The following is a 13,375-nucleotide window of genomic DNA, read 5'->3' on the forward strand; positions in this document are numbered from 1 at the left end:
CGCTAGAATACGACCACCTGGCTATGGCGTGTCGGACAGAGAGGGCCTTTTGTCGATGCGTGGAAAAGTCATTCTTTCTTTGCTGGCGGTCGCCTGCGCGGGTGCTGCCTGGCTCTATCTGTCTCCCGACGCACTGAGCCGGGCCCAACAGTTGATCGGCGCAAAGCAGGTCGCGGCTGCATCGGACAAGCAGGCATCTGACAAGCAGGCCCGGGACACTCAGGCTGGGGACAAACAGGCAGGCGGCAAGCAGGCGGCTGGCGGCAATGGTGCGCGTTCGGCCTCGATCGTCTCGGCGACGGCGACGACGGCCGACTTCCCGATCCGGCGCTATGCCATCGGCTTCGTCTCCTCTCCGGCGGTGGTCAATATCAACGCGCGGGTGTCCAGCCAGATCGTCTCCATCGACGTCAAGGACGGACAGATGGTGAAGGCCGGCGATCTCCTGCTTTCGCTCGATGACCGAGCGCTGAAGGCGCAGCTCGCCAAGGACCAGGCGACGCTCGCCAAGGACCAAGCCCTGCTCGCCAGCTCGAATTCCGATCTTCAGCGCGCCAAGGATCTCGTCGCCAAGCAGGCCGGCACGCAGCAAACCTACGACCAGGCGGTTGCCGCGCAGAAGGCCGCGGCGGCGACCGTCGATGCCGACAAAGCGACGATCGATGCCGACAACGTCCAGCTTGGCTTTGCCACTATCACAGCGCCGATCGCCGGCAGGCTGGGTGCCGTCAATGTCGCCGTCGGCGATCTTGTCACCGTCAGCAATGGCAACAGCAGCACGGCGACGCCGTTGGTGACCATCACCCAGATGGACCCGCTGCAGGTGAACTTCAATCTGCCGGAAAGCAACCTTGCGCTGCTGCACAAGGCGCTGGCCAATCCGCAGCAAGGGGCGGTGACGCTGACCCAGGACGGCGACCCGACGCCGATCGGCAAGGGTACGCTCGATTTCGTCGATTCCAGCGTCGACACGGCTTCCGGCACCATCGCCACGAGAGCCAGCATACCGAACGCCGATCTCTCGCTGTGGCCGGGCCAATATGTGAATGTCGTCCTCGACGCCGGCGTCATGCCGCGGATGACCTCGGTTCCCACGGTCGCGGTGCAGCCGAGCCAGAAGGGGCCGTTCGTCTATGTGGTCAAGCCCGACAACACCGTCGAGATGCGGCCGGTGCAAGTGGCGCTGACCGAAGGCGAGAACAGCGCCATCAGCCAGGGAGTGAAAGCTGGCGAGAAGGTGGTCACCGAAGGCCAGACCAGGTTGAAGAACGGTGCCGCCGTGCATGAGGGCGCCTCCACGGCAGCGCCCAAGGTGGCCGAGGCGACCAATGCCGGCGGGGCGGCCCAATGATCTCCGAATTCTGCATTCGCAGGCCCGTCGCCACGCTCCTGATGTCGTTCGCTCTCGTGCTGGGCGGACTGTTCGCCTACAAATTCCTGCCGGTGGCCGCACTGCCCAGCGCCGAATTCCCGGTGGTCAACGTCTCGGCCTCGCTGCCCGGCGCCTCGCCGGAAACCATGGCGACGTCGGTGGCGACGCCGCTGATCAAGCAGTTCGCGACCATCGCCGGCATCGATTCGATTTCGACCACGAACTCGCTTGGTCAGACTTCGATCGCCATCCAGTTCGTGCTCAACCGCGATATCGACGCGGCGGCGGCCGACGTGCAGGCGGCGATCGCGCGCACGCAGAAATCATTGCCGCCGCAGATGACGTCGCCGCCGAGCTATCGCAAGGTCAATCCGGCCGACGCGCCGATCCTTTTGATGTCGCTGGTCAGCGACACGGTTCCGCTGACCGACCTCGATGCCTTCGCCGAAAACGTCATCTCGCCGTCGCTGTCGACCATCGACGGGGTGGCGCAGGTCTCGATCTTCGGCCAGCAGAAATACGCGGTGCGCATCCAGATCGACCCGACCGCGCTTGCCGCCCGCGGCATCTCGATCGATCAGCTGCAGGCGGCGGTCGCGTCCGCCAACAGCAACACGCCGCTCGGCGTGCTGCAGAACAACAAGCAGCAGCTGACCATCACCGCCAACACCCAGTTGACCGACGCCGCCGGCTTCTCCAACCTCATCATCGCCACCAAGAACGGCCACCCGGTGCGGCTGGGCGAGGTGACCCGCGTCGTCAATTCCGTGCAGACCACGACGACGGCGAGTTGGTATGACGGTACCCGCGCGATCATCATGGCCGTCCAGCGCCAGCCCGACGCCAACACGGTCGACGTCGTCGACAAGGTCAAGGCGATGCTGCCGTCCTTCCAGGACCAGATGCCGGCCGCGGCCCAGATCAAGCTGCTCAACGACCGCTCGACCTCGATCCGCCAGGCCGTCGACGACGTGCAGTTCACGCTGCTTTTGACCATCGCGCTGGTGGTGATGGTGATCTTCGTGTTCCTGCGCCGGGTGACGGCGACCATCATTCCGGCCGTGGCGGTGCCGATCTCGCTGATCGCCACGCTCGGCGCGATGTTCCTGTTCGGCTTTTCCATCGACAACATCTCGCTGATGGGACTGACGCTCGCGGTTGGCCTTGTCGTCGACGACGCCATCGTGATGCTCGAAAACATCTTCCGCCATATGGAGGAGGATGGGCTGTCTGCCTTCGACGCGTCGCTGAAGGGCGCGCGCGAAATCGGCTTCACCATCATCTCGATCTCGATCTCGCTGGTCGCCGTGTTCATCCCGGTGCTTCTGATGGGCGGCGTGATCGGGCGCATCTTCAACGAGTTCGCCGTCGTGGTGACGGTCGCCATCCTGGCGTCGATGTTCGTGTCGCTGACGCTGACGCCGATGCTGTGCTCGCGGCTGCTGTCGGTGACCAAGGCCGACCGCGAAGCACACGGTGCGGGCCACAAGCGCGATTTCATCACGCGCGGCTACGACCGCGTCCTCAGCTTCTGCCTGCGGCACACCTTCCTGGTGTTCCTCGTCTTCATCGGCACCGCGGCGGCGTCGGTGTGGCTGATCCAGGTATCGCCGAAGGGCTTCTTCCCGCAGGAGGATATCGGCCAGATCTCGGTGACGACCATCGCGCGCCAGGACATCTCGTTCGACGCCATGGCCAAGCTGCAGGGGCAGGTGGCCAGCGTGTTCTCGCATTCGCCCTATGTCGACCATGTCGCGTGGTCGGCGGGCAGCGGCAACAATGCGCTCAACCAGGGGCAGCTCTTCGTCCAGCTCAAGGGCAAGGACCAGCGTCCCGATATCGAGAAGGTGCTTTCGGATCTGCGCAAGCAACTGGCCGGCGTGGCGGGCATCGAGACCTACATGCAGCCGGTGCAGAACCTGAGACTGGGTTCGCGCTCGTCGGCCAGCGCCTACCAGCTCGTGGTTCAGGGGCTGGACACCGGCCAGACCGATATCTGGGCACAGAAACTCAATGACGCGATGGCGGCCGATCATGCGACCTTCACCGACGTCACCAGCGATTTGCAGAACAATGCGCTGCAGGCATCGCTGGTGGTGGATCGCGACAAGGCCGCCCAGCTCGGCATCGACACCGACACGCTGCGCACCGCTCTCTATGGCGGGTTCGGCACCGACCAGGTGTCGACGATCTTCGGCTCGGCTGACAGCTATGAGGTCATCACCGAGCTCGATCCCAAGATCGAATGGTCACCCGAGCGGATGCTCGCCATCCAGATGCGGACGGCGAGCGGCAGCCTGGTTCCGCTCGGCGCCTTCGCGCGCGTCGACCGCACGGCCGGCGCCCTGACGGTCAACCAGCTCGGCCAGCTTCCGGCGGTGACCATCTCCTACAATTTGCCGCAAGGCGTGGCGCTCGGCGACAGTACGGCCCGCATCAGCGCGCTGAAGGAGCAGATCGGCATGCCGACGGCGATCTCGACGTCCTTCGCCGGCACCGCCAAGACCTTCCAGGATTCGCTTGCCAACCAGGGCCTGCTGATCGGCGGCGCCATCCTGACCATCTACATCGTGCTCGGCATCCTCTATGAGAGCTTCATCCACCCGCTCACCATTCTGACCGGCCTGCCGTCGGCGGTGCTTGGCGCCCTCGTTGCTTTGCGCTTCGCTGGCATGGATCTCTCCGTTATCGCTGTGATCGGCATCCTGATGCTGATCGGCATCGTCAAGAAGAACGGCATCATGATGGTCGACGTCGCGCTCGAACTGCGACGAGAAGGCATGTCGGCCACCGATTCCATCCACAAGGCCTGCCTGATGCGTTTCCGGCCGATCATGATGACGACGCTGGCAGCACTTATGGGCACCTTCCCGATCGCGCTCGGCACCGGCGCCAGCGCGGAACTCCGCCAGCCGCTGGGTGTCGCGGTCGTCGGAGGCCTGCTCGCCTCGCAGGCGCTGACCCTGTTCGTGACGCCGGTGATCTATGTCTACATGGAGAATTTCTCGGGCTGGCTGGTCGGACTGATGCCGAAGCGCAAGGCGGAGTTGCATGTTGTCGACGTAGGCGATCAGCCGTCATTGTTCGGCACCAATGATGACATCCAGGGCGAGCCGCAGAAAACGGCCGCCGAGTAACGGCTTGATGCGGTCCGGATAAAAGCTGGCCCAAGCCGTCATGCTTGCGGCCGGCGGATCGGAGCCATAGTTTGTGGCAATGTCCCATGATCATGACCACGACAACGAACTCGATCCGTTTGCCGCCCGGGTGCGCGCGCTGGAGACAATCCTGACTCGCAAGGGGCTGATCGATCCGGCCGCGATCGACGTCATCGTCGATACCTACGAGACCAAGATCGGTCCGCGCAACGGCGCCAGGGTGGTGGCGAAAGCCTGGAGCGATCCTGCCTATGCCGACTGGCTGAGGCGCGACGCGACGGCGGCCATCGAATCGCTCGGCTACACCGGCCGGCAGGGCGAGCACATGCATGCGGTGTTCAACACCGATGACACGCACAATCTCGTCGTCTGCACGCTGTGCTCCTGCTATCCGTGGTCGGTGCTCGGGCTGCCGCCTGTCTGGTACAAGGCGCCGCCCTATCGTTCACGCGCCGTCATCGACCCGCGCGGCGTGCTCGAGGAATTCGGGCTGACGCTGCCGGTGGACAAGAAGATCCGCGTCTGGGATTCGACCGCGGAGCTGCGCTATCTCGTCGTGCCACAACGGCCGCAGGGCACCGAAGGCTGGAGCGAGGAGCAACTGGCCGATCTGGTGAGCCGTGACGCGATGATCGGCACGGCGCTGGCCAAAGAACCGGAACAGACGGGGGAGCCGGCATGAACGGTCCCCAGGATCTCGGCGGACAGATGGGGTTCGGGCCCGTGGTCCCTGAAAAAGATGAACCCTATTTCCATGCGGATTGGGAGAGGCGGGCGCTCGGCGTGACGCTGACGGCCGGCGCCATGGGAGCCTGGAACATCGACGAAAGCCGGCACGCGCGGGAATCGCTGCATCCGGCCGACTATTATGGCTCCAGCTATTACCAGATCTGGATCAAGGCGCTGGAGACCTTGCTCAAGCGGCATGGTTTCGTCAGCGAACGCGATCTCAAGGCGGGCGAGGCGATCGATGCGGCGACGACGCCGAAACGAGTGCTGAAGGCGGAAAACGTTCCGGCCGTTCTGGCCAAGGGCGGCCCATGCAACCGGCCGGTCGAGACGGCGCCGCGCTTCAAGGCTGGCGACGCCGTGCGGACAAAGAATTTCAACCCGACCGGCCACACCAGGCTGCCGCGCTATGCGCGCGGCAGACAGGGCACGATCGAGGCGGTGCGCGACGGCTTCGTCTTTCCCGACACCAACGCGCACGGGCAAGGCGAGAACCCGCAATGGGTCTACACGGTGGTTTTCGATGGCACGGAGATCTGGGGCGAGGGCGCCGACCCGACGCTGACCGTATCGATCGACGCCTGGGAGAGCTATCTTGAGCCGGCCTGAAGGGACCGCCGCCGATTTGCCGCCGGGGGTCGATGCCCCGGTGTTTGCAGAGCCCTGGCAGGCCGAGGCCTTCGCCTTGACGGTTGCTCTGCACGACAAGGGCCTGTTCTCGTGGAACGAGTGGGCGGATGCCCTGTCGGCGCAGGTGAAGAAGCCGGACGCCGCGGCTGACGGCCACGATTATTACGAACATTGGCTGGCAGCGCTGGAAAGCCTCCTTGCGTCGAAGGGGTTGGCCGCCAGGGCGGATGTCGACGCGATGGCGCAAGCCTGGGAGCGTGCCGCCCATGCCACCCCGCACGGCAAGCCGATCCTGCTTGAGAACGATCCTGCTTGAGAACGATCCTGGGATCTGACGGGGAACTTTCAATCGGCCGACTGATTTTTAGTTGAGAGTTCGCTGTCTGAGGAAACCAACGATGCCTGGTGATGTTCGCGATCCACAGGATCTGGCGCGGCTACTGGTTCTTCGCGAACAAGCGGGAGACGTCGGCGGAATGACGGCTCTTTACGAAGCCGATGCTGTCTTGGACATCGGCAACGGACAGTTCGCCCGCGGCCGCGACGCTATCAGCAGTTTCTACGCTGAGTTGGTGGCAGCCGGGCGGCGATTTGATCTCGGAGATCAGCGTCCGGCGATAGTCTGCGGCGATCTGGCGCTCACTTCGACCCGCCTTCCCAGCGGCTTGGTGACTGCCGAAATCGCTCGCCGGCAAGATGACGGAAGCTGGCTCTGGGTGATCGATCAGCCGTCCATCGCTCAATATCTATAGTCATTCCGTTCATGGCATGAACTGAAACACCCGATCAATTCGTTCCCTTTACGTTCTAATTCACCCCTGATAGCTTGCACTGTCGGCGGCATTGCCGCATCGACCTTGTCTTTCCCCTGCGAATCCGGTCACACGATCAGATGGAATTTTCACCCCAACAGGACGAGGCGCTGCAAGCGGTTGCCCGCTGGCTCAAAGAGGGCCAGCCGCAGCTGTTCCGGCTGTTCGGCTATGCCGGCACCGGCAAGACGACGCTGGCGCGCTATTTCGCCGAGCATGTCGACGGCCAGGTGCAGTTCGCCGCCTTCACCGGCAAGGCAGCGCAGGTGCTGCGCTCCAAAGGGGCGGTCAATGCCCGCACCATCCATTCGCTGATCTACCGGCCCAAGGGCGAGGAATCGGTAGAGGACGAGGTGACAGGCAAGACCTCGATGTCGCCGACCTTCTCGCTCAACCGGCAGAGCCCGATCTCGCGGGCCAAGCTGGTCGTCATCGACGAATGCTCGATGGTCGACGAGCAGCTCGGCCGCGACCTGATGAGTTTCGGCACGCCGATCCTGGTGCTGGGCGACCCTGGCCAGTTGCCACCGATCTCGGGCGGCGGCTTCTTCACCGACCACGAGCCGGATTTCCTGCTCACCGAAATCCACCGGCAGGCGCGCGACAATCCGATCCTGCGATTGGCGCTCGACGTGCGCGAGGGCCGAGAATTCATGCGCGGCGACTACGGCACGGCGCAGGTCATCGGCAAGGAAGACGTCAACCAAGAGTTGGTGCTCAGGGCGGACCAGGTGCTGGTCGGCACCAACCGCACGCGCCGCCGCTACAACCAGCGCCTGCGCGAGCTCAAGGGCTTCAATGCCGACTATCCGCAGGCCGGCGACAAGCTGGTCTGCCTGCGCAACGATCCCGCCAAGGGGCTGCTCAACGGTTCGCTGTGGAAGGTGATGACCTCGTCGCGCGAGACGGTGAAGCCCGGCATCAACCTTCTGGTTTCGCCCGAAGAGGACGATCCGGACCGCGGCGTCGCCAAGATCAAGCTGCTCAAGGCGGCATTCGAGGATCCGGATGCCGAAATCCCCTGGCAGCAGAAGAAGCGCTTCGACGATTTCGACTACGGCTACGCGCTGACCGTGCACAAGGCGCAGGGTTCGCAGTGGAACGAGATCGTTCTGTTCGATGAAAGCTGGGCCTTCAAGGAAACGCGCCAGCGCTGGCTCTATACCGCGATAACCCGGGCCGCCGAGCGGCTGACCATCGTCAGGTAGCGTTACGACGATGGCTTCTCTCGCGCACCGACCCGCTGGACCCCGAGCCATTCCCAGGCGTCGGCTTCGTCCTCGGCCTTGAAATGCCTGAATTCGATGGGTGACGAAGCCGGCAAGGCGTGTCGTGCGTCCGCCGTCCAGTCGGGTGTGCCGATTGCCGCGCAGCGGCCTATGTGCTCCAGTGCGTGGACGGCACCCTGCTTGAGGGTTTCGTCGGAGATGTCGGTCCAATCGACGCCGTCGTGATCGACCATGCGCACGGCCACGTCGATTCGCTGGTGGAGCGCGTACGCCGCTTCCAGCAGGCCGAACAGGTTTTCCGCATCGGCCGCCGCGACATGCCCGACCACATCGATTGCGAACAGGTCGTCGCGATCGGTGTCGATGCGACGGATCGCCGGCACGGATTGCAGGAAATTCACGGGCGGAGCCTCCTTTGGCGGAAATAGCGGTCTTCTGGAACACCGAAAACCCCCTATCTGTTCCCGTCAAAGGCGCTATAGATGCCCGGTCTCAAGCGCGCCGCGGCTGAACGGCGCGCGCCAACCGCCTGATCTCACGGACGCCAGCCCATGCCCGCAAAGCTTTCCGTCAACCTCAACGCCATCGCCATGCTGCGCAACCGGCGCGACCTGCCATGGCCAAGCGTGATCGGTGTCGGCCGCCTTGCCCTTGCCGCCGGGGCGCACGGGCTGACGGTCCACCCACGTCCCGACGAACGTCACACAAGGCATTCCGACCTGCCCGAGATCAGGGCGCTGATCGACGATGAGTTTCCGCAAGCCGAGTTCAACATCGAGGGCTACCCGAGCGAGGATTTCCTGGCGCTTGTGGAAAAACATCAGCCCGAACAGGTGACGCTGGTTCCCGATGACCCGGCACAGGCAACTTCCGATCATGGCTGGAACTTTGCCGCCGACTCGGCTTTCCTGACACCGGTCGTCAGGCGTCTGAAGAAGAGCGGTTTCAGGGTGTCGTTGTTTTCCGATGCCGATCCTGCCGGCGTGACGGCGGCGCGCGACACCGGCGCCGACCGGATCGAACTCTATACCGGCCCCTATGGCAGCTACCATTCCGATTCCGAAAAGGCCGCTAACGAGCTGGAAAGACTTGGAAAAACCGCCGATGCAGCATTCGCCGCCGGCCTTCAGGTCAATGCCGGGCACGATCTGACAGTGGACAATCTGCCGGCGCTGGCAAGGCGTATTCCGGCATTGGCCGAAGTGTCGATCGGACATGGGTTGACAGCCGATGCGTTGGAGTATGGCATGGCCGGCACGGTGGGTCGGTTTCTCAGAGCCTGCGGCTGGTAGGGGTGGAGAGCGTCGCTTTGCAGGTATGGCAGCCATAGCGTGCGATTGACATCGCATCGCAGCATGCATGAAGCGCCGCGCGCTTGTCGGGGAGTGGTCCATGGACCTTGCCAGTCGCGTTAGCGAGGCCGAAACCGTCGAGCAATCGAGCCATTCAGGGGCCGAAAAGCAAAGCACCAAGGTTCTGATGCTGGGTGCGCTCGGTGTCGTCTATGGTGATATCGGCACCAGCCCGATCTACGCCTTCCGCGAGGCGCTTCACGCTTCGCCCGGTATCGATACGCGCGTTCACGTGCTTGGCGTGCTGTCGCTGATCGTCTGGGCGCTGACGATCATCGTGACCATAAAATATGTCGCCTTCGTGCTTCGTGCCGACAACAAGGGCGAGGGCGGCACGCTGTCGCTGATGTCGCTGGCGCGCAGCGCCTATCCCAAGGGAGCGCGGCTCATCCTGGCGATCGGCCTTTGCGGCGCAGCGTTGTTTTTCGGCGATTCGATCATAACGCCGGCCATCTCCGTACTGTCGGCGGTCGAGGGCCTCAGGGTGGTGACCCCGACACTGGACGCTTACGTCGTGCCGATCACGCTGGTCATCCTGGCCGTGCTGTTCTCGGTGCAGCGCTTCGGCACGGGGAAGGTGGCGGCGGTGTTCGGGCCGGTGACCGCGCTGTGGTTCCTGGCCATCGGCGTCGCGGGGCTCTATCATCTGACGGACGACCCGTCGATCCTGCTGGCCATCAATCCCTATTACGCGGTCGTCTATCTCGCCAGCACACCCACGGCCGCCTTCGTCACCGTCGGCGCTGTGTTCCTGGCGGTGACCGGGGCCGAGGCGCTCTATGTCGATCTCGGCCATTTTGGACGCAAGCCTATCGTGTTGGCTTGGTTTTCCGTGGTTTTTCCATGCTTGCTGCTCAACTATTTCGGGCAGGGCGCCTTTGTGCTGGCCAATGACGGGAGGCCGACCAATCCATTCTTCCAGATGCTGCCCGACTGGGCGCTGATGCCGATGGTGGGACTGGCGACGGCCGCGACCGTCATCGCCAGCCAGGCAGTCATCTCGGGTGCCTTTTCGCTGACCCGCCAGGCGGTGCAGCTCAACCTTCTGCCACGCATCGAGGTGCAGCATACGTCCGAAATGCAACTCGGCCAGATCTACATGCCGCGCGTCAACCTGCTCATCGCTTTGGGGGTGATGCTGCTGGTCGTCGGTTTCGGCAGCTCGAGCTCCCTGGCTTCCGCCTATGGCATCTCGGTCACCGGCGAAATGCTGATGACAACGATCCTGCTGTTCGTGGTGATGCGCAAGCTTTGGAAATGGCGGCTGGCAGGCGCCCTGGCGCTGACCTTGCTGTTCGGCGTCATCGACAGCGGCTTCTTCCTGGCAAACATCGTGAAGATATTCGAAGGCGGTTGGGTATCGATCACGGTTGCCTGCCTGATGGGGCTGATCATGTGGACCTGGATACGCGGCAGCCGCTATCTGTTCGACAAGACCCGCCGCAACGAGATCCCGCTCGATTTCCTCGCCGGCAATCTGTTGAAGAAGAAGCCGCAGCTGGTGTCCGGCACCGCGGTGTTCCTGACCAGCGATCCCTTGAGCGCCCCGACCGCGCTGATGCACAGCCTCAAGCACTACAAGGTGCTGCATGAGCAGAATGTCATCCTTTCGGTGGTGACGGCGCCGCAACCGGTGGTGCCAGACAGCGACCGCGTCAAGATGGAGACGGTCAACGAGCTCTTCATGCGGGTGACGCTGACCTTCGGCTACATGGAGCAGCCCAACATCCCGCGCGCCCTGGCGATCTGCCGCAAGCAGGGCTGGAAGTTCGACATCATGACGACGTCGTTCTTCCTGTCGCGGCGCTCGCTCAAGGCCTCGCCCAACTCCGGCATGCCGGTGTGGCAGGACCGGCTGTTCATCGGCCTGGCACGCACGGCGGCCGATGCGACCGAATATTTCCAGATCCCGACCGGACGCGTCGTGGAAATCGGCACGCAAGTCGCTATCTAAGGCTGATACGGCAGGTCTTATGGGCGCTCGCCATGCTCCCGAAGCCACGAATTCAGCCCGCGACCCATTGGATTACAGGCCATTTCCCAAGGAGCCTAGCGTTGCCGGCATGGGAGCCATCACGTGACGGCACTTGATATTGCATTGCAGCAAGCGTAGAGCACCGCGCGCTTATCGGAGTGTCGTCCCATGGCCCTTACCAATGCTGGTAGTGAGGCAGAACCCGTCGAACAGTCGAGCCATCCGGAGATCGAACAGCATAGCACCAAGGTGCTGATGCTGGGTGCTCTTGGTGTGGTCTATGGGGATATCGGCACCAGCCCGATCTACGCCTTTCGCGAGGCGCTGGTGGCATCGTCCCACGGCAGCGTTGCCCAACGCGGCGATATTCTCGGCGTGCTGTCGCTGATCATCTGGTCGCTGACGATCATCGTCACCATCAAATACATCATGTTCGTGCTGCGTGCCGACAATCGCGGTGAGGGCGGCGTGCTGTCGCTGATGGCGTTGGCGCGCGGCAGTTTCCCGAAGCGCTCGGCGGTCATCCTTGGCATCGGCATCGTCGGTGCCTCGCTGTTTTTCGGCGACGCGGTCATCACGCCGGCGATTTCGGTGCTGTCGGCGGTCGAGGGCATGAATGTCGTCACGCCGACCTTCCAACCCTATGTCGTGCCGCTGACGCTGATCATTCTCGCCATAGTGTTCGCGGTGCAACGTTTCGGCACGGGCGGCGTGGGACTGGTCTTCGGTCCGGTGACGGCGGTATGGTTCCTGGCGATCGGCCTTTCGGGCCTCAACCACATCATCGCCGATCCGGAAATCCTGTGGGCGATCAGCCCGCACTATATCGTCGCCTTCCTGATCCATTCGCCCGACGTTGCCTTCGTGACGATCGGTGCCATCTTCCTCGCCGTCACCGGTGCCGAGGCGCTCTACGCCGATCTCGGCCATTTCGGCCGCAAGCCGATCGTGCTCGCCTGGCTGTCGATCGTGTTTCCCTGCCTGCTGCTCAACTATGCCGGGCAGGGCGCCTTCGTGCTGGCCAAGAATGGCGTCGTCGGCCATCCGTTCTTCGAGATGAACGAGGGTTGGGCTCTTATTCCCATGGTCGTGCTGGCGACCGCGGCGACGGTCATCGCCAGCCAGGCGGTGATTTCGGGTGCCTTCTCGCTGACCCGGCAGGCGGTGCAGCTCAACATGCTGCCGCGGCTCGAAATCCTGCATACGTCGGAAAGACAGTCCGGCCAGATCTACATGCCGCGCGTCAACCTGTTGCTGGCGCTGGTGGTGATGATGCTGGTGGTTGGCTTCGGCGAGTCCAGCAAGCTCGCCTCGGCCTATGGCATCTCGGTGACCGGCAACATGCTGGTGACGACGGTGCTGCTCTATGTCGTCATGACCCGCATCTGGAAATGGCGGCTCTGGGTTGCGATCAGCCTGACGGCCCTGTTTGCCTTCATCGACATCGGCTTCTTCGCCTCCAACATCGTCAAGGTGTTCGAAGGCGGCTGGGCATCGCTGGCGGTGGCTTTCACCATCGTGCTTGGCATGTGGACATGGGTGCGCGGCAGCCGCTATCTGTTCGACAAGACCCGCCGCAACGAGATCCCGCTCGATTTCCTCGCCGGCAATCTGTTGAAGAAGAAGCCGCAGCTGGTGTCCGGCACCGCGGTGTTCCTGACCAGCGATCCCTTGAGCGCCCCGACCGCGCTGATGCACAGCCTCAAGCACTACAAGGTGCTGCATGAGCAGAATGTCATCCTTTCGGTGGTGACGGCGCCGCAACCGGTTGTGCCAGACAGCGACCGCGTCAAGATGGAGACGGTCAACGAGCTCTTCATGCGGGTGACGCTGACCTTCGGCTACATGGAGCAGCCCAACATCCCGCGCGCCCTGGCGATCTGCCGCAAGCAGGGCTGGAAGTTCGACATCATGACGACGTCGTTCTTCCTGTCGCGGCGCTCGCTCAAGGCCTCGCCCAATTCCGGCATGCCGGTGTGGCAGGACCGGCTGTTCATCGGCCTGGCACGCACCGCGGCCGATGCGACCGAATATTTCCAGATCCCGACTGGACGCGTCGTGGAAATCGGCACGCAGGTGGCGATCTGACGAGCTCAGTCGCCTCGGCCTGATGGATGG

Annotated in this window: 11 protein-coding genes; 10 read left to right on the forward strand and 1 reads right to left on the reverse strand. The window is 63.4% G+C overall.

All coding sequences use genetic code 11. The features are described 5' to 3' along the window. Positions 1–55: 55 nt before the first annotated feature. The 7 genes from LB568_RS19785 (at position 56) to LB568_RS19815 (ending at position 7,909) form a co-directional block, all read left to right on the forward strand. Positions 56–1,351, forward strand: coding sequence for an efflux RND transporter periplasmic adaptor subunit (locus LB568_RS19785; RefSeq protein ID WP_224731057.1), 1,296 nt, complete (start codon positions 56–58; stop codon positions 1,349–1,351). Then, a complete protein-coding gene (locus LB568_RS19790; protein WP_224731058.1) occupies positions 1,348–4,509 on the forward strand; it encodes an efflux RND transporter permease subunit in 3,162 nt (1,053 codons plus the stop codon). Before LB568_RS19785 ends, LB568_RS19790 begins: the two co-directional genes overlap by 4 nt. A gap of 79 nt (positions 4,510–4,588) precedes the next feature. Continuing rightward, entirely contained in the window at positions 4,589–5,212 is a 624-nt protein-coding gene (gene nthA, locus LB568_RS19795) for a nitrile hydratase subunit alpha (protein ID WP_224731059.1), read from the forward strand. After that, the gene (gene nthB / locus LB568_RS19800) at positions 5,209–5,868 is read left to right on the forward strand and encodes a nitrile hydratase subunit beta (RefSeq protein WP_224731060.1); all 660 of its coding nucleotides are present in this window, start codon (positions 5,209–5,211) and stop codon (positions 5,866–5,868) included. The genes nthA and nthB overlap by 4 nt, the downstream gene beginning before the upstream one ends. Next, on the forward strand, positions 5,855–6,205 hold the full coding sequence (locus LB568_RS19805) for a nitrile hydratase accessory protein (protein ID WP_224731061.1): 351 nt from the start codon (positions 5,855–5,857) through the stop codon (positions 6,203–6,205). The genes nthB and LB568_RS19805 overlap by 14 nt, the downstream gene beginning before the upstream one ends. 82 nt (positions 6,206–6,287) lie before the next feature. Further along, positions 6,288–6,641, forward strand: coding sequence for a YybH family protein (locus LB568_RS19810; RefSeq protein WP_224731062.1), 354 nt, complete (start codon positions 6,288–6,290; stop codon positions 6,639–6,641). 140 nt (positions 6,642–6,781) lie between these two features. Continuing rightward, entirely contained in the window at positions 6,782–7,909 is a 1,128-nt protein-coding gene (locus tag LB568_RS19815) for an ATP-dependent DNA helicase (protein ID WP_224731063.1), read from the forward strand. 2 nt (positions 7,910–7,911) lie between these two features. Here LB568_RS19815 and LB568_RS19820 read toward each other — a convergent pair whose 3' ends face one another. Next, positions 7,912–8,331, reverse strand: a complete 420-nt coding sequence (locus LB568_RS19820; RefSeq protein ID WP_013894772.1) for an STAS/SEC14 domain-containing protein — start codon at positions 8,329–8,331, stop codon at positions 7,912–7,914. A gap of 150 nt (positions 8,332–8,481) precedes the next feature. Between LB568_RS19820 and LB568_RS19825 the strand changes: the two genes are divergently transcribed. The 3 genes from LB568_RS19825 to LB568_RS19835 all read left to right on the forward strand — a co-directional run bounded on the left by LB568_RS19825 (position 8,482) and on the right by LB568_RS19835 (position 13,345). Beyond that, positions 8,482–9,222: a pyridoxine 5'-phosphate synthase gene (locus LB568_RS19825; RefSeq protein ID WP_224731064.1), complete on the forward strand. Its 741-nt coding sequence runs from the start codon at positions 8,482–8,484 to the stop codon at positions 9,220–9,222. Positions 9,223–9,322: 100 nt separating this feature from the next. Beyond that, positions 9,323–11,236, forward strand: coding sequence for a potassium transporter Kup (locus LB568_RS19830; protein WP_140575658.1), 1,914 nt, complete (start codon positions 9,323–9,325; stop codon positions 11,234–11,236). Positions 11,237–11,425: 189 nt separating this feature from the next. Then, a complete protein-coding gene (locus LB568_RS19835; RefSeq protein ID WP_224731065.1) occupies positions 11,426–13,345 on the forward strand; it encodes a potassium transporter Kup in 1,920 nt (639 codons plus the stop codon). Positions 13,346–13,375 lie beyond the last annotated feature (30 nt).

The organism is Mesorhizobium sp. B263B2A, from assembly GCF_020165775.1.
Taxonomy (GTDB): domain Bacteria; phylum Pseudomonadota; class Alphaproteobacteria; order Rhizobiales; family Rhizobiaceae; genus Mesorhizobium; species Mesorhizobium opportunistum.